General features: G+C 35.4%; 16 protein-coding genes. 6 read left to right on the forward strand and 10 right to left on the reverse strand.

Annotated features, from left to right (window positions below; genetic code table 11):
* Nucleotides 1-34 precede the first annotated feature (34 nt).
* Nucleotides 35-649 carry a DUF4230 domain-containing protein gene (locus tag QSV08_RS19895; protein ID WP_324025442.1) on the forward strand — a complete coding sequence of 205 codons (615 nt, stop codon included), beginning with the start codon at nt 35-37 and terminating at the stop codon, nt 647-649.
* Here the strand turns inward: QSV08_RS19895 and QSV08_RS19900 are convergent.
* Entirely contained in the window at nt 639-2,396 is a 1,758-nt protein-coding gene (locus QSV08_RS19900) for an aromatic amino acid hydroxylase (protein ID WP_324025443.1), read from the reverse strand. The genes QSV08_RS19895 and QSV08_RS19900 overlap by 11 nt on opposite strands.
* Nucleotides 2,397-2,564: 168 nt before the next feature.
* On the opposite strand from QSV08_RS19900, the gene QSV08_RS19905 reads away from it, so the two are divergent.
* On the forward strand, nt 2,565-3,032 hold the full coding sequence (locus QSV08_RS19905; protein ID WP_073240354.1) for an Lrp/AsnC family transcriptional regulator: 468 nt from the start codon (nt 2,565-2,567) through the stop codon (nt 3,030-3,032).
* Nucleotides 3,033-3,090: 58 nt separating this feature from the next.
* Here QSV08_RS19905 and QSV08_RS19910 read toward each other — a convergent pair whose 3' ends face one another.
* Nucleotides 3,091-3,663, reverse strand: a complete 573-nt coding sequence (locus tag QSV08_RS19910) for a DUF4136 domain-containing protein (RefSeq protein ID WP_324025444.1) — start codon at nt 3,661-3,663, stop codon at nt 3,091-3,093.
* Between the two features lie 74 nt (nt 3,664-3,737).
* Complete coding sequence (locus QSV08_RS19915) at nt 3,738-3,896, reverse strand: DUF5522 domain-containing protein (RefSeq protein WP_166638585.1); 159 nt, start codon at nt 3,894-3,896, stop codon at nt 3,738-3,740.
* A gap of 196 nt (nt 3,897-4,092) precedes the next feature.
* On the opposite strand from QSV08_RS19915, the gene QSV08_RS19920 reads away from it, so the two are divergent.
* The 4 genes from QSV08_RS19920 to hemL are packed head-to-tail and all read left to right on the forward strand — an operon-like array spanning nt 4,093 to nt 7,458.
* On the forward strand, nt 4,093-4,422 hold the full coding sequence (locus QSV08_RS19920) for a hypothetical protein (protein WP_324025445.1): 330 nt from the start codon (nt 4,093-4,095) through the stop codon (nt 4,420-4,422).
* Nucleotides 4,423-4,433: 11 nt separating this feature from the next.
* On the forward strand, nt 4,434-5,339 hold the full coding sequence (locus tag QSV08_RS19925; RefSeq protein WP_324025446.1) for a 1-aminocyclopropane-1-carboxylate deaminase/D-cysteine desulfhydrase: 906 nt from the start codon (nt 4,434-4,436) through the stop codon (nt 5,337-5,339).
* Entirely contained in the window at nt 5,336-6,157 is an 822-nt protein-coding gene (locus QSV08_RS19930; protein ID WP_324025447.1) for a glucosaminidase domain-containing protein, read from the forward strand. Before QSV08_RS19925 ends, QSV08_RS19930 begins: the two co-directional genes overlap by 4 nt.
* 20 nt (nt 6,158-6,177) lie before the next feature.
* Nucleotides 6,178-7,458 (forward strand): glutamate-1-semialdehyde 2,1-aminomutase, encoded by a 1,281-nt coding sequence (gene hemL / locus QSV08_RS19935; RefSeq protein ID WP_324025448.1) that lies wholly within the window; start codon nt 6,178-6,180, stop codon nt 7,456-7,458.
* Here hemL and QSV08_RS19940 read toward each other — a convergent pair.
* The 7 genes from QSV08_RS19940 to lysS form a co-directional block, all read right to left on the reverse strand.
* Nucleotides 7,455-7,829, reverse strand: a complete 375-nt coding sequence (locus tag QSV08_RS19940; RefSeq protein WP_324025449.1) for a hypothetical protein — start codon at nt 7,827-7,829, stop codon at nt 7,455-7,457. The two genes, hemL and QSV08_RS19940, sit on opposite strands and share 4 nt — an antisense overlap.
* 218 nt (nt 7,830-8,047) lie before the next feature.
* On the reverse strand, nt 8,048-11,977 hold the full coding sequence (locus QSV08_RS19945; protein ID WP_324025450.1) for a DUF2194 domain-containing protein: 3,930 nt from the start codon (nt 11,975-11,977) through the stop codon (nt 8,048-8,050).
* A 255-nt stretch (nt 11,978-12,232) separates the two neighbouring features.
* The gene (locus tag QSV08_RS19950) at nt 12,233-12,688 is read right to left on the reverse strand and encodes a hypothetical protein (RefSeq protein WP_324025451.1); all 456 of its coding nucleotides are present in this window, start codon (nt 12,686-12,688) and stop codon (nt 12,233-12,235) included.
* A gap of 161 nt (nt 12,689-12,849) precedes the next feature.
* Nucleotides 12,850-13,029, reverse strand: coding sequence for a hypothetical protein (locus tag QSV08_RS19955; RefSeq protein ID WP_299800783.1), 180 nt, complete (start codon nt 13,027-13,029; stop codon nt 12,850-12,852).
* A 179-nt stretch (nt 13,030-13,208) separates the two neighbouring features.
* The gene (locus QSV08_RS19960; RefSeq protein WP_324025452.1) at nt 13,209-15,698 is read right to left on the reverse strand and encodes a zinc-dependent metalloprotease; all 2,490 of its coding nucleotides are present in this window, start codon (nt 15,696-15,698) and stop codon (nt 13,209-13,211) included.
* 192 nt (nt 15,699-15,890) lie between these two features.
* A complete protein-coding gene (locus QSV08_RS19965; protein ID WP_324025453.1) occupies nt 15,891-17,321 on the reverse strand; it encodes an SLC13 family permease in 1,431 nt (476 codons plus the stop codon).
* Nucleotides 17,322-17,376: 55 nt separating this feature from the next.
* Entirely contained in the window at nt 17,377-19,068 is a 1,692-nt protein-coding gene (gene lysS, locus QSV08_RS19970; protein WP_324025454.1) for a lysine--tRNA ligase, read from the reverse strand.
* Nucleotide 19,069 lies beyond the last annotated feature (1 nt).

Raw genomic sequence — 19,069 nt, forward strand, 5'->3', positions numbered from 1 at the left:
GTTTGTTCCTTAATTTCGAATACATTGTTTTTTTATGAAAAAGATATTTTTAGGCTTAGTAATAGGAGCGACATTATTGTTTGCCTTTCAAACTTGTCAAGATGACAAAGAAGATAAATCTATTCTAGAGGAAAATTCTATGCTCATTCAGCAAGAAATAACCAATGTTTCTAAATTAGTGGTAACAGAGGGGCATTTTGCTGAGGTCTATAATTATAAAGACTCGAAAGAACTTTTTGGTCCGCTTTTAAGAGCGGAGAAAAAAGCATTGGTGGTGGTAAATGCAGATGTAACGGTAGCTTATGATTTAAGTAAGATTGAGTTTGAAGTGGATGAAGCAACCAAAACGGTAAAAATCAAAAGCATACCCGAAGCAGAGATTAATCTGAATCCTGATTTTGAATATTACGACGTAACAGCAGATTACCTGAACCAGTTTGATGCCGCAGATTATAACAAAATAAAGAAAACAGTGAAGGCATCTTTAATGAAAAAGGTAGAAGCTTCAGCATTACGTACCAATGCCGAAAACAGGCTAATAAGCGAATTGCAGAAATTCTATATTCTCACCAACTCTATGGGGTGGCGATTAACGTATCAAGAACAGACCATAGAATCTTTAGATGGCTTACAACTTATTAAACCTTAGTTTTTATAGTTGCCAATTCTAATCCGTCATCAATTAATTGTCCGAGGTTAGGTTGATCTCGCTTAATGTTTTCAAGGTGTGCTTTTATTTTCTCCGGCAGTATTTTTTCGTTACTTAAAATTGCCAGTTCATAAATTTCAATCGGCAATAGCCAGTCTTTCGGATATTTTTCTTGTATAACTTCAAAAACCTTTGTTCTAGAGATAATGGTGTTGTTACCTTCTCTAAAATCGCGAATAAGCTTATAGTACGATTCCAGCTCGCTTAAACCTAGTTGACCATTATTTTGACTACCGGTACTTAGCGAATGATCTAAAAGGTCAAAACTCTTTAAATCTGCAGGACCATGGTATGCAGAAACAATTTCTTCACCAATAGCCATGTTGTACAATTCTTCGTTAGATTCAAAAAGTGTGATGCCTTTATGCGTCACTTTACAATTCTCGAAAGTGATCAGAATAATACGGCCCAGAAGATTACGCGTACCTGTTATAATTTTACCGGTAACATTAATACCACCTGTAAAATCTAATGAAACAATTTCTCCTTCATAAATTTTATAAGCTTTAAGATCTCTCGGACTCATATCTTCTATAGGAATGTTGATCCCTTTAAGTCTACCGATAGGGGATCCAAAACCTGTTTCATGCTGATTAATATCTTGCCCAACTAATTCTTTTTCTCGGTATGCCAACGCAGATTTTCCTTTTGTTTGAAAGTAAATAGGTTTGCCTTCATGAGAAATCAATGATTCGAAATTACCAGATACTTGCAAACCAGTGCTTAGTTCTATTGTACCTAATTCTTTAGAATTTATAAGTTTTTGCAAACCTGATAATCCGCCTTTTCGTAATGCCATAGTATTGGCAAAGTCTTCTAACACCTGACTTAAAAATGCAAAATCGGGAGTGACGAAGAGTTGCGGTTGTTTTTTGGTAATATCAAAAGATGTTTTTGCCGCTTCAATAGAATAAGGTAGTTTTTTGACGTTGTCGGTCATGCACCATTGACTTTCGCCAATAGATGATAAAAGTCCCGCGCCATAAATTTTAGGATCATCCAAAGTACCTATGAGTCCGTATTCAACCGTCCACCAATGTAGGTTTCTAATAAAAGCCATTTCGCTAGGGTCGCCCATATTATCTTGAAGAAATTCTATATGTTTCTCAGATTTTTCAATTTCTTCTATAGGCGTGCCTTTGGCTTCTTTAATAATAGAAAGATGGCGTACCGCTTCGTAAAGTTCAAAATCTTTAGCACTAGATATTGCTTTGCATCCTATTTCTCCAAAACGTCTTAAATAAGCGGCATATTCGGGGTTAGCAATAATAGGAGCATGCCCGGCACCTTCATGAATAATATCTGGGGCAGGTGTGTAAGCAATGTTTTCTAATTGGCGAATGTCTGACGCGATTACCAGAACATTATATGCTTGAAATTCCATAAAAGCAGCGGGTGGTATAAATCCGTCCACCGCAACAGCAGCCCAGCCTAAATCCTTCAAAATACGGTTCATACCGTACATGTTAGGAATATTGTCAATTGAAATACCTGTTTTGCGTAATCCTTCAGAATAAGATTTATGCGCAACCTTACTTAGGTAATCTACGTTTTTACGCATTACATAACGCCACACAGCTTGATTAATAGGCGTATAGTCCTCATAGTTTTGAGGCTTTATGTATTGCCTTAAATGCTTAGGAAGCTTATCTAAAATAGGATTGCTTTCGTATTCAGAAGTATTCATACGCTTAGTTTTCAATTATTGAGTCACAATATTTCTATTAAATATATCATTTACAGTCCAATTAATTGTTAATATTATTTAAATTAGGAAATATGACTTTTAAATAATATTATTAAAGGAATAAGTTCTTTTTAGATGTAGCTTATAATCATAAAACAGGAAAAAGTTATGACAGAGAAATTAGATGATATAGATCGAGCGATATTAAAAATATTACAGAAAGATGCCAAGACGGTGGCAAAGTCTATAGCAGAACAATTGGGGCTGACCAAAACACCCGTTTATGAGCGTATTAAAAGATTAGAGCAAGATGGCTTTATAAAGAACTATGTAGCAATCTTAAATAAAGATAAAATTGAAGAAAGTATTACTGTCTTTAGCTTTGTTTCATTAGAAGCTCAAAAAGGTGCTATGATGGATGATTTTTTTGAGCAGGTGATGAAATACCCAGAAGTGGTAGAATGTTTTGTGGTGGGTGGTGAATTTGATTTTCTATTAAAAGTGATTGTCAAAAACCTTGATGCCTATTACAATTTCGCCAAGTTTAAAATAGCTTCGTTACCAAGTATTGGCGGAGTTAAAAGTGCATTTGTTTTAAACGAGGTAAAAAACGATACTCATTTTCCATTACTATAAATAAAAAGGGGTTGTAGATGAATACATCTACAACCCCTTTTTAAAACTGTAATTTTTATTATTTCATTGCAACTGTACTAGGTGGGTATTGCTCTAAAATCTGAGAAACAAATTCTCTAATTCGTTCTTCTTTTTTTGCTATATTTTTGGTGTTAGATAGTGTGCCTTCACCTTTACCTTGCCATACCAATTCGCTTGTTTTATTGTCAATAAGGTCAATATATAGAGAACCTTGTGTGCTTGCGCTTACACTAGTACCACCACCCCAGCCAAAACCAGGTCCCCAAGAGTAAGGGTTGTAACCCCATCCCCAGGCGCCGCCCCAACCGTAGTTGTTATTATAAACATCAACTCTTTCTTGTTCTTTAGTAAAAATGCTTACCAATATGTCTGGTGTTTCAGATTTTACAAAGCCTCTAGAACTCATTTCAGTTTCAATAGCTCTTAGAATTCGTTTTTTATCCAAATCAGATATTTGTGCTTTGTCTATACCTGTTTTGTAAAAGGCATAAGATTTGTAACCGTTAAAATCTGCTTTTTGATCATAATCAGAAAGTACACTAACTGATGAACATGAAGTAATAAAAACTAAAAGTAGCAGCGGTAAGCCAAGTAATTTGATGTTTTTCATAACGTTATATGTTTTAAGTACTAAATTTTCTATTAAAAAATAAATACAAATATCATGCCGAGGTATGTTAAAACTTATTGCATGTTTGTTTTTGGGTCATAGCCATATGGGCAATGTCTACAACCGCTCTCACAGCAATATCCTCGTTTAAGGTGAAATTGTTTTGTGAATACCCTAAATCCGTTTTCAGACCAATAAAAATCACCTTCCTCTATGGGGATTATCTCTTTCATGTAATCGATATCTTTTAATAGTATAAAGTTACTTCTTTCTGTTGATAACCTAAGGGCATGTTGATTAGAAGATAGCTATTAAAGCGCTTAAGCGATAGATTGACCATTAATCGGTTTTGTTGGCAACAAAAACTAGTAATTTTCTGGTAACCTATTTTTGGCTTTATCTTTGTAATAGTATTATCAAAGTAAATCTATGATATTGGTTTTTAGACATTTCTTCTATAAAAATTATGTGGGGCTTTCACTATGGCCCTTTATATTTTTAAAAAATAGAAGTTTAAAAAATGATGATGTACTTATAAATCATGAGAAAATTCATTTGCGTCAGCAACAAGAATTATTGATTCTACCTTTTTATATTTTGTATTTAACCGAATGGGCAATTCGTGCCATTTGCTATTTAGATACGTATAAGGCTTATCAAAATTTAAGTTTTGAACGTGAGGCTTATATTCATGAAAATGATATGGATTATCTTACGAATCGCAGAACGTTCAGCTTTATTAAATATCTTTGGCGATAAATTCGCCCTACTTGCAAAGCATCAATCAACTTGTTGAACATCCTTTATTAGCAGAAAAACAAGTACCCCTTGTTCTTAAACGCGAAGACCTACTTCATCCTTTTATTTCTGGTAATAAATACAGAAAACTCAAGTACAATTTATTAGCTGCTGAAGCAGAAAATAAGACCACTATACTAACTTTTGGCGGTGCATATTCTAACCATATAGCGGCGACGGCTTATGCGGCAAAAGAAAAAGGATTTCGTGCTATTGGTATAATACGTGGCGAAGAGCTTGAAAGTTCTTGGCAAACAAACGCTACCTTAAAGAAAGCTTATGACGACGGAATGCGTTTTAAATTCATAAGTAGAAGCGACTATAGAGAAAAAGGGAATCTAGAATTCATTGAAGGTTTAAAAAGAAAATTTGGTGATTTTTATTTAGTGCCAGAAGGCGGTACAAATAATTTAGCTATAAAAGGTTGCGAAGAAATTATTACCAAAGATGATGAAGAGTTTGATGTTGTGTGCACTAGCGTAGGTACTGGTGGTACGGTATCCGGATTAATAAATGCATCTTTTCCGCATCAGAACGTTTTGGGGTTTTCGGCATTGAAAGGTGATTTTTTGAGAGATGAAATTGAAAAAATTGTCCACAATAAACGTTGGCAGCTATTGACCGATTATCACTTTGGGGGTTACGCAAAAACATCCGAAGAACTAATTCTATTTATAAATGAGTTTAAAGAAAAAACGGGTATTCCTTTAGATCCAATTTATACCGGAAAAATGATTTTTGGGTTGTTCGATATGATAAAGCACGATACTTTTGCACCTAGAACAAAGATTTTAGCAATACATACAGGTGGTTTGCAAGGTATTGCTGGCATGAATAGTGTACTGAAAAAGAAAAATTTACCTTTGTTGAATATATGAAAAAGATAATTTTATTGGTTTTGTTAATGGGTATAGGGTTGACATCCTGTAAATCCAAGAAAAGTTACTCAGACCAATTACGTACCAAAAACGTTCAAAACGAACGTAGAAAATCAACTACAGATATTTCTAAGAAAGAAGGAAATGCAAGTCTGCCTGCAGAGCCATCTAAATTTGTTCGTTTCAATATAAGTTCTCCGACAGAATACATAAGCACATTTGCAGAAACCGCTCAGCTAGAGATGATGGGGTATGGCATACCTGCGAGTATTACTTTGGCACAAGGACTTTTAGAAAGTGGTAACGGAAAAGGAGAATTGGCAATGAAAACCAATAATCACTTTGGTATAAAATGTCATAAAGGTTGGGAAGGTGATTACGACTTTCATGATGATGATGAAAAGGGAGAATGCTTTAGAAAATATAACCACCCAATGTATTCTTTTAGAGACCATAGTATTTTTTTGACGACAAGGTCGAGATATGCATTTCTTTTTAATTTAAGACATACCGATTATAAAGGTTGGGCAAGGGGTTTAAGAAAGGCAGGTTATGCAACGGATCCGAGATATCCACAAAAGCTTATCTATTTAATAGAAAAGTACGATTTGCATAAATATGATAAGCAAACTAGAAAAGTAAATTATAACAATACAGCAGTAGTCACAACAGATTCTAATAACATACATACAGTGCAAAAGGGTGATACCTTATATTCATTATCAAGAAAGTACTATATGAGCGTCGATGAACTGATGAAGTTGAATAATTTGCGAAGTGCAGATTTGTCTATTGGGCAGCCTATTAAAGTCAAATAATAGTAAAATTTAGTAAGAGAATGATTTATCAAAGAAGTAGCGCCCTGTTCGCAGAGGCAAAAAAATATATACCTGGCGGCGTAAATTCACCAGTACGTGCATTTAAAGCTGTTGGTGGTGATCCAATTTTTGTAAAGAAAGCCAAAGGTGCTTATTTGTATGATGAAGATGGTAATAAGCTAATAGATTACATAGCATCTTGGGGGCCATTAATTTTAGGTCATGCTTACGAGCCTGTAATCAACGCTGTGGTAGAAAAGGCACAGAACGGTACTTCATTTGGTATGCCGACCGAAATAGAAACAGAGCTTGCGAAACTGGCTATTTCTATGGTGCCTAATATGGATAAAATTAGGTTTGTGAACAGTGGAACAGAAGCTTGCATGAGTGCGGTTCGTTTGGCTAGAGGGTTTACAGGTAAAGACAAAATTATAAAATTCGCCGGATGCTACCACGGTCATTCAGATTCGTTTTTGATTCAAGCGGGTAGTGGTGCGGTTACTTTTGGTAGTCCCAATAGTCCGGGTGTTACTCAGGGCACGGCAAAAGACACTTTGTTGGCAGATTATAATGATTTAGCCGGAGTAAAAGAATTGGTGCAAGCCAATAAAGGAGAATTGGCTGCTATCATCATTGAGCCAATTGCTGGTAATATGGGTTGTATTGTACCTACGGATGCTTTTATGAAAGGGCTGCGCGACATTTGTACTCAAGAGGGAATTCTATTAATTTTCGATGAGGTAATGACCGGATTTCGTTTAGCGAAAGGCGGTGCTCAAGAAGTATTAAATATAAAGGCTGATATTGTTACTTATGGTAAAGTTATCGGTGGTGGACTGCCAGTAGGCGCTTTCGCTGCAAGAACAGAAATCATGGACTTTTTAGCTCCTGATGGTCCCGTTTATCAAGCAGGTACATTAAGTGGAAATCCGTTAGCGATGAGCGCTGGTTTGGCAATGTTGACAGCATTGAACGATAACCCCGAAGTATTTAATAGTCTGGCTGACAAAGCAGAATACCTACATAAAGGTATTGCTGCAGTATTAACAGAGAAAAAGGTAGCACATCAAATAAATAGATACGGGAGTATGATTTCGGTTCATTTTACCGATGAGCCCGTAGTTGATTTTGCTTCTTCAGCGAAAGGTGATAATGAAACTTTCAAGAAGTATTTTCATGGTATGTTAGAGCGCGGTATTTACCTGCCACCAAGTGCTTTTGAAAGTTATTTTCTTAATGATGCACTAAGCTATGAAGATATAGACGCAACTATAAATGCCTTGAAAGAAATAGAATTTTAATCTTTTGACTGATAAGATTTGTAAATCCACCAACCGGCAGCTATAAATAATATTTGAACAGCAAGACGAACCATAGCACCGACTTTAGAACCGATTGCAGGTATTTCTTTTGTTAAATCCCAAATATGAATTGGTAAGAATAGTATCATCAATATAGCAAAACCGAGTCCGCCCCATTTTCTATATTTAGGAATAATCAAAGCAATACCAATTATTGCTTCAGCAATTGTTGATAGTATATTAGCTAGTTGTTCGGGTATAAAATTTGGTATAAATGCTTTATAAGTTTCAGGTGCATAAATATGATTGAATGCACCTGCAAGCATTAAAAATGCAAATAAAAATATTAGAACTATTCGTATAATTTTCATGATGTATTTTAAAATTAGAAGTAAGTATCAATCTAATGATTATTCTAAAACATAAGAATTATTCAAATATACTATTACTTATGTTTGAAAGTGCGGTAGTCTTGAAAGGCTATTAAAGTAATGTAGAAATTCTAAATAATAGCATAGTCTTGTTTAGTTGAACTCAAACAAAAAGAGCCCTCATTTGAGGGCTCTTTTTGTTTGAGTTAGTTATAATACTATTTAAAATTATATTGAATACCTAGTTGAACAGCATTTGAGAAAAACTGATCAATTGTAAAGTACGAGTAGTTTAAGTTAATAGTAGTGAAGTTTTTAATCCTGTACGACAATTCACCTTCATAACGTTGAAAACTATCTTCGTCTTGCTCGGCAAAAAGAGAGAAATCACTCTTTAGATTAAAATCAGAATCATCATTACCAAGTTGAAATTGCAATCCGCCACCGGCAAAAAGTCTGTCTTCGGTCAACCAATACGGGAATCCGTTTCTTCTATCTTCAGAACCAACGCCGTAAGCACCTTCGACTAAAGGCCCAAGTTTAAATTTATCTAAGTTTAATAGATTGTATTCTACGCGCGTACCACCAATGGCATAGTATTGACTATCGGTATAGTAATCGGCTTTTATGTAGAATTCATGGTTTAAATTAGATGAGTATTCAAACTCTTGTGTAGCTTTTACTTGTATGTCGTAAATGTTTAGATCATACCCAGGGCCAGTTCTAACAGGGTGTGCTTTTAAGGCTAAAGAAGATCTGCTGGTGTCACCAATGAAATCTATTCCCGTTTTAAAATGAAAGAATACTTTATTAAAGTTATCTAGTTCTACTTTTGCACCTACATAAAACGGACTCTTTTGATCAGACTCTTTTTTATATAGATATGCTACACCTAACAAATCTCTACCAATATCATTAGGTACAATGGTGTCTTTTAAAACTGAATAAGCAGTACCCTGTACAATAGAAAATTGGTGAAAGTCTAGTTTCTTATTATAGAACCCAAAGTCAAAAGCATTATTGAACAATGTTGGGTTGAATTTATCTGCTATTGCCGTTGAGGTAAGCCCTATAGAGTGACCTTTATTTTTTCTTGCTTCAACTTCTGATTTCTTAACAATGGCGTCATCCATTAATACTTTAAACTTACTGATGTATAAAGATTGCTTTTCGTCAGATTCAGCTTTTACCTCATTATTAAATGCAATTTTAAAATCGAGATCGATTTTAGACGGTGGTATTTTGATGGCAATTTCACCAGCTCCATTGACATCACCTTTTAATAAAAGTAATTTTGCCATGTGGCTCATAGTATTATAATCTCTAGGATTCTTATCTATGTGGTTCGCGTAGACTTTGTTTAAATATCTGCCATTTGCAAATTCTAAATTCCAATCTAGCAATTTTGCTACAGGTATGGTATTGGTACAAGTACTCCAGTCCAATGCTTTTTGGTATTGGGTATATTCCGCAAATAATAATGCTATGTTTTTAGATAATCTTACAAGGTCGGGTCTACATATTTCAATATCTCTTAATTCTTGTACCGCTTTGTCTGGGTCATTAACCAATAAATATCTTACATAATATTCGAAATCTGTAAACTTCTTACTTTCTATAGTCCTAGTTTTTTCTTTCCATTCTTTAACAATTTCAGGAGAGATATTTCCGCATTTTTGCCATTGCTCTGCCTTTTCAAAATTTAATTTATCAGCATAAATCTGGCTAATTGATGTTGCTAAATCTCTGTTAGAAATGCTACAAGGTTCAATGTTATCTAATTTTTTAATAATGTCTTCATCATTAGACTTTGCTAGAAATTCGTAATACGCCAACTTATTCTGTTCATTTGGCTCTATAGTGTAAAGCACTTCTAAAACCTGTTCTATAATTTCAGTGTTGTCAGTTGTATTAAAATTGTCGTAGTATTCTTTTAAAATGGTTACATCATTTTGTCCCCATTCCATCTGTCTTTCCATCCACATTTTTTTAACTGTTGGAGATGGGTAATTACTTACTGTGCTAATATCCCTAGAAAAATCAGCATACGAGCTAGAAGGATTTTTTAAGTACAATCCATTTAACTGAGACCAAAGCTGGTCGGTTTTACCTTGCGCTTTCATGCCTTCGGCATAGGTAACTATCTGCTGAGAGTTAATGAATTTATTATTTTTAAATAATTTCTCCATTAAATTCGTTGCCTCTTCGGTTTTTTCTTCCACTACCAATCTGTCGATTTTTTGCTTGAGCGGTACCATAGTCTGCTTGCTCTTATTATAAGATTTGTAATCGCTTTTGGTATTGGTTATTAAAGTTGAGGTGGTACCTATAAGAGTTCTTATTTCCGGACGAATATCTGGTACGCTTATATTCGGCGTCTTCGTTTTAATACTGTAAAGAAAACCGTTTAATAATGGAACCGAAGAGAATTCGACCTGATCAAAGAATAGTTTTTCATGGACTTTAACATTGTTATGCTCTTCAACATACATGAGCCAATACGAGTCTTTCTTTTCATCGGTATTTAAAGAACTAGAAACTTCATATTGCCCTTCATAACTTAAATGACGAATACTTTGGTAACGCCAGTCCATTGCTGCCTCTGTAGATTGCTTGGCAGTTAAAAACTTCATATAAGGATGTCTTTTTTTGTAATCGACAATGTGCTTTTTTAATTCACCAATAGCATTTGATGTGCTACCGATTTTTAAAATATCATTAGTATTTAATACATGAGACCAAATACCGGTATATAAGTATGTAGATTCTATTGCCCATTGTTCTTTCTGTGAAATGGTATAGCCGCTACTTAAACGCGGGTAATCAAAAAAGCGGTTGTTTAGTGGGTCTGGATCAAACTCTCTATTACCACCTTCATAAACATCTCCTAAAAAAGAAGTGTGTAGAAAGTTTAAGCTAGGAAACCCTTTCTTTAGTGCTATAAGACCTAGACTATCTATTTGATTGTCTGGAGCAACATAAGAGTTGGGTAATGTTTTTGAAACATTATCTTCCCATTTATTGGCAGAAGCTTTTGCGTTGTCTAAAATAAGATCCGTGTCTTTCCATAATTTTTTAGAAAGCGGTAAGTCATTGTAACCACGAAAACCAAGTTCATGACCTCTATTGGTAAATTCATTGGTAAGCCATTTATTGGTGCCGTTTTCATTTTTGCCGTCTAATAACCCAGTTTGATTCCAGCTTTTAAAATTGGGGTCTCCAGTGTTTTTTTCATTGGCATTGAAAGTTACGTAGGCAGAGTACTTGATATCTTCTTCTTGAGCAAGCTTTTTCATTTTTGGCCACCAATCTGCCTTTAGCATCTCAGATTTACTGATACCTTTTTGTACGTTGATCGCTTTTCCATTATCATCATACATAGACGTTGGAAAATCATCTAGAAATAAAGTTCCAATATTCGCAATGGGATAAGGAATACCTTCAAGCCCTAATAAACTTGCAGAAAATAAAAGACCTCTCATTTCTTTTTTAAGAATTTGAGATGAGTTGTATAGAATAACTTTTCCGTTACCTATTCTATTCTCAATTAAAACAGGATATTCTTTATTGTTATGTGCCTCTACCAAAATATTTACGTTGCTAGAAAAGTTAGCTCCGTCAAAACCTAAGTGAACAGTTTTATTGTCAAAACCACGCCCTTGCATACCCGGAAAAAGCGCTTTGTTAAAGAATAGACCAGAAGCCTCCTTGTTCGTGCTCCAGTCAGCATCAGGCGTCATTCCAAAAAAGTAAGACATACGCTCATCTTTGGCAGCTTTAGTAACAAATAAGGTTCCTCCTTTAGAAACAAATTTTAAAAGACTGTCTATGGCGATAGTACTTAGCCCAGCAGTTTCGTGCACAGTTACAACCCTTGTAGTAGGTGCAATATTAAGTTTCTCGTTGAATTGGTTAACCCATAAAGTTTTGTGGGCAATTTTAGAATAGTCAAAAGCCTTTGCCAAATTCTCTGTTTCAAGAATAGCACTATAATTTGTTGGCTCTATTAAAAACTGAACAAGAGGTTCTTCAGTACTCTTTTCAGGAATATTAAACTTGTTGTTAGACTTGTATAGTTCTTGTTGACAACTGGTCAATAAACTAAAGGCTATAAGAAGTAATAAATAACCTATTTTTTTTGATATCATGGCTTAGTATCTTAAAATTCTAATCGTAGACCACAGGTTAAAAATTAATTTGGTCTTTAATTCGAACTAACTAAGTACCTCAATAATAGCAGTATCATGAAATTTATTGGTTAAGTATGCAAATTCATCCATGAATGAATCAATTATATGCTTATTGCTGTATTTTAGGGTAGTTGCAGAAGAAATCACGAATCGATTAAATGCAAAAAAGACCTACTAAAAGCAGGTCTTTTTTTATTTGATGTAGTTTAAAAACTATTCTTTAGACGAACGTTTTCCTTTTTTGTCGCCTTTATCTTTACCATGACCACGCATTTTTTTTCTGTGGCTCATTTTTTCCCATTTATTAAATTGATCAGCAGTTAGAATAGATTTCATTTCTTTCTTACGTGCTATTTGGTAATCTAATCGCTCATTTTGCTTAGCATATTTTTCTTCAGAAGTTAGCACCTTTTTACCATCTTCTTTGCTAGCTTTTCTATCTGCCATTTTTGCTTTTCTAGCTGTAGCATCTTTAGTTAGAATAGTTTTTACTTTAGCTTGTTGCGATTCATTTAAATCTAATGCCAAGGTCATTTTTTTGGTTTGTAGGGTAGCTACTTGTTCAGGAGATAAATCCTTCATGTCGCCTCTTTTGCCTTTCATGTTATGATCTTGTGCACTTACCGATATTGCCGCCATTACTAAAATGGCCATTACTATTTTTTTCATGTTTATTATTTTACTTATTCGCTTCTTTGACATGAATACTTCAAATAGGTTTAATGCCAAACTTCATTTTAGTAAAAGTTTAACGGCTGAGTAAAGTGCTTAAAATAAAAAAGCGCGGCTGTAGGTAGCCGCGCTTTTAAGTAGGTAAATTTTGTGAATTTTTAATTTGACGGTGTTCTTCCCTCCATAGTTTTGTAAGGGTTAATTACAATGTCAGCTTCTTGATCGTAAGTATTAGTTACAATTTCTTTTTGTTCATTTTCACTTGTGCTTTGATGATAAACAACAGAAGCGCAGATGAAACAAGCTAGATAAATAAGGCTTTTTAATTTACTTGTCATGATTTGGGGGTTTAAATTCATTGCTAATCTAAAAAACAATAACGTATGAAAAAGCCCATTGTTGTGTAATGGGCTTTTTTTGATGTCTAGAATATTTAAAATGTGGTAAATATATTTCATTCGTCGATGATATTGGTTGTTCATCGATAAGTGCATTTAATCGATCATAAAATGAGTTCTTACTTAGGGTCTAAAATGACGTTAATACGCTCAGAAACATCGTCGTAATGATATTTTGTCATCATATCAGAGGTCCTATTACGAGCATTTCTAATATCGCGCTTTAAAATGTTCAGTTCTGCTCTCGCAATAGTCCTAATGTCAGATTGGCTAGTGTTGACAACTGTTGATTTTCTGTAGCCACCGAAATCAGAAGCTTTGGCTTGATTGTCTGCTGTTAGTAAATATTCTAAACGGTCTAAATGTGCTTTTTGTAAGTTTCTTCTGTAGGTATCTACAGCTTTACCGTTTTTAGCTTCAGACCAAATGCCTTTTCTTAATTCGCTCATCATTTGTGCAAGAGCATATGCTTCAGCCTTATCGATGGTTTCATTTTCAATTAATCTTGCCATTTTACCTAAGCTTAGTACATTGTTTAATGTACGTACTTGCATAGAACGCATTTGCTCTAAGAAACCAGAGTACTCTGTACGCTCCAAAATATCTTGATCCAGCATCCACATTGGAGTTTCGAAAAGCTGTTCATGTAGAAAAGCCATTGCTCTTTGTTGTTTCTCTTTAGGTACGGCAGTATAAACAGCACCTTCTTGATCATAGGTCTTATGGTTTTCATAAACTCCACCAATGTTATTAGAGACATGACCCATGTATCTATTGAATTGAGAGAATACTTGTCCGTATAACTTATCTAGATCTTCATAAGTCTTACCATCTTCGGCTGTCCACTCAATTAATTTCGGAACAATCCTTTTAAGGTTAGCAATACCGTATTCGCCAGCTTTCATGGCATCGTCACCTAAATCTTCGGTTTGTGAGCTAGGATCAACAATGTCACCTACCTGTTGGTGTCCAAAGCGATATAAAGGATCACCGGCATGTGCCATAATCCATTTATCTAATATAGATTTTTCTTCTTCTGCAGTGGTATTCGGTATAGGTTTGTATCCCCATTGAATAGCATACTTATCGTAAATACCGATATCTGGCATTAATGCCACTCCTTCGTCACCAGGTTGTGCTATATAATTGAAACGGGCATAATCCATAATAGATGGAGCGGTGCCGTATTTCTTTGTAAAGGATTTAGAACGAAGTGAATCTACAGGGTATGCAACACTACTACCCATGTTGTGCGGTAAACCTAAAGTATGCCCTACTTCGTGAGACGATACAAAACGGATTAAGCGTCCCATAACATCATCATCGAAAGAAACGCCCCTAGCTGCCGGGTTAATAGCTGCAGTTTGCACGAAGTACCAGTTTCTTAATAAGGTCATTACATTATGATACCAATTGATATCAGACTCTAATATTTCGCCACTACGTGGATCACTAACATGTGGACCATTTGCATTAGGTATTGGAGAAGCTAAATAACGCACTACAGAATAACGTACATCTTCAGGAGACCATTCTGGATCTTCTTCTTCAGTCGGAGCTTCTTTGGCGATAATCGCATTTTTAAAACCTGCAGCTTCAAAAGCAATTTGCCAATCTTCTATACCTTGTTTAATAAATGGCACCCATTTTTTAGGTGTAGCTCTATCTACATAATAGATAATTTGTTTTTTAGGCTCTACAAGTTCGCCATTCTTGAATTTTTCGGCATCTTCATCTTTCACCTCTAAACGCCATCTGTCTAAAAATTTGATGGTCTTGCTCTCTTGAGCTTCTAATCCGTAATCTACTTGACCACGAGCAAACCAACCAACACGTTCGTCAAAATAACGTCGCTTCATCTGTTCTTTAGGTAACAATACCATAGAGTTATTGATTTCTACAGATATAGAACCTAAACTTTGGTTACTAGGTGCGGCACTAGCTAAATATGTTTTAATGTGGCGTACCTCTACATTTAAAGGGTAACTCTTGATTGATTCAATATAGCCTCTACCTTCATCTAAACGAGAAACCTTATATCTTTTTCTAAATCTATCTGGCATACCAAAAGCCTTGGTATCCTTTATGAAAATATCATTAACCTCTATAACCGTAGTTGGATTTAGAGAATCTTTTTGAACAGCTTTAATATCAAACGAATATAAAACCGGCTCAAAATTGGAGTTTATTACAGCTTCATGAACAGGAAGAGAGTCTGCAGCAACCACATCATGAGATACAACACGAAGAAGTACCTTCTTGTCTTTCTTTTCCCATCGTAGAACCTGCGTATTAATTTTTCCGCCACCAAAACCGATACCTGAGGCAGTTTTAGAGATACGACTTACCATCAACATTTCTTTATTGAATAGTGAATCGGGAATTTCAAAAAAGTGATTCTCGTCAACTACGTGGGTAGTAAAAAGTCCCGCATCGCTAACAGCATCTTTTGTAATAACCTTATTGTAAGGTTGAATTTTGTCTTTTGATGATTTACTGGCTTCTTGTTCAGTATTTTTTTTCTTCTTTTTAAAAATTTGGGCTTCGGCACTTTGGTAGCCAAAAACACATAAAAACAGCAATAATTTTACTAGTAATTTTCTTTTCATTTGTGAGTTAGTTAGGTAATCTTTCAAAGATTGAAATAATATCTGGAACAAATAGTTAATAATTTCTTAAGCCTATTTGTAACAATGCAGAGAGAAAGGCGTCTATTAAGTAGGAATAAACATTTTTCATTTCTGAATTAGTCGATTATAAAGCCTTTGCATCTGCAAGGGCTTTATTTTTTTTAGGGAATTTTAAAATAAAAGCGGAAGAACAAAATGGAATAATCCTATTAATAATAGCACTGCAATTAGGTTTAATATGACACCTGCGCGCGCCATTTCATGAACCTTAATATAGCCACTGGCAAATACAATAGCATTTGGTGGTGTAGCCATGGGTAACATAAAGGCGCAGCTACTTGCAATGGTAATAGGTATCAGTAAATAAGTGATGGGTATGCCTAAGCCAATCGCAATACCTGCCACTACAGGCGCAAGTACGGCAACAAGAGCTACGTTGCTCATCAGCTCTGTCATGAACAACATTAGTATAATCAATAAAGAGGCGGTGAGTAAAATGCTCAAATCACTCTGTCCAATAACTGCTGCTACTAAATCGACAATACCAGAAACCGACATGCCTTTTGCTAATGAGAGTCCGCCACCGAATAGAATTAGAATTCCCCATGCGAGCTTTTGGGTATCTTTCCATTGCAAGATGAAATCTCCTTTTTTAAGATTATATGGAAGTGCGAATAGTGTAATGGCGGCAAACATACTGATTAGTGTATCTGATAACCCAAGACTTGGAAATATAGAATTGATTAAGGTTCTAAATACCCAAAGAAAAATAGTGACTCCGAATATGGCAAGAACCATTTTTTCTTTTCCTGATGTTGGTCCTAATTTGTGGAGTTCTTCGTGAATGATAGTTTTTGATGCTTTAAATTTTAATCCATGAGTAGGGAAAAAGACTTTTACGAGAACAAAATAACAAATGGATATCATGATTAGGGAAAACGGAAGTCCTATAACCATCCATTTTAGAAATGATATTTCAATATTGTACTCATTTTCTAATAAGCCAATGAGAACCGAATTTGGCGGAGTGCCAATAACAGTTGCAATACCGCCAGCGTTAGCGGCAAAAGCAATACCTAGCATCACACTTAACGCAAAGTTTCGATCTCGTTTTGTGAATCCGTCTTCATCTTCAATCAGTAGATTAATAACCGACATGGCAATGGGCAGCATTACCACGGTACTTGCAGTGTTGCTGATCCACATGCTTAATACGGCAGTAGCAATCATAAAACCGAGCACTACTTTATTAGCTGTTGTGCCCGTAAGTCGAATAATATTTAAGGCAATACGTTTGTGAAGGTTAACTTTCTCTAAAGCCAATGCCATTACAAAGCCGCCAAAGAATAGAAAAACTATAGGGCTGCCATAATTTGCGCCAACATCACCAATGGGCATCACTTTTAAAATAGGAAATAGAAGCAAAGGCAGCAGTGCGGTTACAGAAATAGAAACCGCTTCGGTAACCCACCAAATAACCATCCACAGTGCAACAGCAATTACAGCATCTGCATTTTCAGATATCAGTACATTGGGTAAAAAAAGGATAATGAAAAATATGATAGGACCTGCGAACAGGCCTATTTTGCTACTTAAATTCATGCTGGTTGGTTTTGCCAGCTTCTAAGCTACTATTTTTTAACGTCCCTTGAAATGACTATTTTAAAATTTCTACCAAAAGAACATCGTCCTCTTTGTAGATTTTAGCCAATTGTTGCTTCGTAATCCCTTTAATGCCTTTATCCCAAGCTTTGTTACTTAAGTCAGATTTAGTTTTAAGGGCGTCAAGCTCCATTTTCTTTTCCGCCTTAAGAATATCGAAAATTACCTTTTCGTTTTCAGACAGTTGTAAAGGTTTCTTCTCAGGTCTCATCTGTGGGAAGAACAATACTTCTTGTATCGACGCATTGTTGGTCATCAACATCACCAAACGGTCAATACCAATACCAATACCAGAAGTTGGGGGCATACCATATTCAAGAGCTCTAAGAAAATCTTGATCAATGAACATAGCCTCATCATCTCCCTTTTCAGAAAGCTTCAATTGATCTTCAAAACGCTCTCTTTGATCAATAGGGTCATTAAGCTCAGAGTAAGCGTTAGCCAACTCTTTACCGTTTACCATAAGCTCAAAACGCTCTGTCAATGCAGGGTTGTCGCGGTGTTCTTTCGTAAGCGGACTCATTTCTTTTGGGTAGTCGGTAATAAATGTAGGTTGCACGTAGAAGTGCTCACATTTTTCACCGAATATTTCATCGATCAATTTACCGATGCCCATAGTTTCGTCAACTTCAAGACCTAATTTTTTGGCAGTTTCACGAAGTTCATCTTCTGGCATGCCAGCAACATCGTAGCCTGTATGTATTTTTATCGCTTCTAGAATAGGCACACGTGCATACGGAGCTTTAAATTCAATTTCATGCTCACCAACCGTAATTTTTGTGGCACCATTAGAATCCATCGCAATTTTCTCCAATAGTTTCTCGGTGGTATCCATCATCCAGTTGTAATCTTTGTATGCAACATACAATTCCATTACGGTGAATTCTGGGTTATGGGTACGGTCCATTCCTTCGTTTCTAAAATCCTTAGAAAATTCATAGACACCATCAAAACCACCAACTATTAACCTTTTAAGGTAAAGTTCGTTCGCGATTCTTAAGTATAAAGGAATATTTAATGCATTATGATGCGTTAAAAACGGACGTGCAGTTGCACCACCAGGTATAGGTTGTAAAATCGGAGTCTCTACTTCTAAATACCCGGCTGCATTATAAAATTCACGAATACTCGTGGTTATTTTAGTTCTTTTAATGAAGGTTTCTTTCACCTTTGGGTTAACAACCAAATCAACATAACGTTGACGGTAACGTAGCTCAGGATCATTGAACTCATCATATATTTTACCCTCGGCATCTTTTTTAGGTAATGGCAACGGTCTTAGAGATTTACTAAGCATGGTAAATTTCTTTACCATAATCGTTTTTTCACCTACCTGAGTGGTAAAAAGTTCACCTTCGATACCAATGATATCACCAATATCAAGTAATTTCTTATAAACATCATTGTACAAGGTTTTGTCTTCACCAGTACAAATTTCATCTCTATTGAAATAAACCTGAATACGACCGGTACTATCTTGTAGTTCGGCAAAAGATGCTTTCCCTTGAATACGACGCGACATAAGTCTACCGGCAACAATAACCTGTTTACCTTCTTCATAATTAGATTTGATACTTGCAGATGTAGCATCTACAGGATATAAAGCCGCTGGATAAGGATTAATACCTAGTGCTCTTAATTTCTCTAATTTTTCTCTTCTGATAAGCTCTTGCTCCGATAATTGCATG

Origin of the sequence: Maribacter sp. BPC-D8 (assembly GCF_035207705.1) — a bacterium.
Taxonomy (GTDB): Bacteria; Bacteroidota; Bacteroidia; order Flavobacteriales; family Flavobacteriaceae; genus Maribacter.

What these genes read in the sequence shown, in the direction of transcription:
- QSV08_RS19945 (WP_324025450.1), bottom strand. Translation starts at nt 11,977, where the DNA reads ATGATATCAAAAAAAATAGGTTATTTATTACTTCTTATAGCCTTTAGT.
- QSV08_RS19905 (WP_073240354.1), top strand. Translation starts at nt 2,565, where the DNA reads ATGACAGAGAAATTAGATGATATAGATCGAGCGATATTAAAAATATTA.
- QSV08_RS19915 (WP_166638585.1), bottom strand. Translation starts at nt 3,896, where the DNA reads ATGAAAGAGATAATCCCCATAGAGGAAGGTGATTTTTATTGGTCTGAA.
- QSV08_RS19930 (WP_324025447.1), top strand. Translation starts at nt 5,336, where the DNA reads ATGAAAAAGATAATTTTATTGGTTTTGTTAATGGGTATAGGGTTGACA.
- QSV08_RS19955 (WP_299800783.1), bottom strand. Translation starts at nt 13,029, where the DNA reads ATGACAAGTAAATTAAAAAGCCTTATTTATCTAGCTTGTTTCATCTGC.
- QSV08_RS19940 (WP_324025449.1), bottom strand. Translation starts at nt 7,829, where the DNA reads ATGAAAATTATACGAATAGTTCTAATATTTTTATTTGCATTTTTAATG.
- QSV08_RS19895 (WP_324025442.1), top strand. Translation starts at nt 35, where the DNA reads ATGAAAAAGATATTTTTAGGCTTAGTAATAGGAGCGACATTATTGTTT.
- hemL (WP_324025448.1), top strand. Translation starts at nt 6,178, where the DNA reads ATGATTTATCAAAGAAGTAGCGCCCTGTTCGCAGAGGCAAAAAAATAT.
- QSV08_RS19960 (WP_324025452.1), bottom strand. Translation starts at nt 15,698, where the DNA reads ATGAAAAGAAAATTACTAGTAAAATTATTGCTGTTTTTATGTGTTTTT.
- lysS (WP_324025454.1), bottom strand. Translation starts at nt 19,068, where the DNA reads ATGCAATTATCGGAGCAAGAGCTTATCAGAAGAGAAAAATTAGAGAAA.
- QSV08_RS19920 (WP_324025445.1), top strand. Translation starts at nt 4,093, where the DNA reads ATGATATTGGTTTTTAGACATTTCTTCTATAAAAATTATGTGGGGCTT.
- QSV08_RS19910 (WP_324025444.1), bottom strand. Translation starts at nt 3,663, where the DNA reads ATGAAAAACATCAAATTACTTGGCTTACCGCTGCTACTTTTAGTTTTT.
- QSV08_RS19965 (WP_324025453.1), bottom strand. Translation starts at nt 17,321, where the DNA reads ATGAATTTAAGTAGCAAAATAGGCCTGTTCGCAGGTCCTATCATATTT.
- QSV08_RS19900 (WP_324025443.1), bottom strand. Translation starts at nt 2,396, where the DNA reads ATGAATACTTCTGAATACGAAAGCAATCCTATTTTAGATAAGCTTCCT.
- QSV08_RS19950 (WP_324025451.1), bottom strand. Translation starts at nt 12,688, where the DNA reads ATGAAAAAAATAGTAATGGCCATTTTAGTAATGGCGGCAATATCGGTA.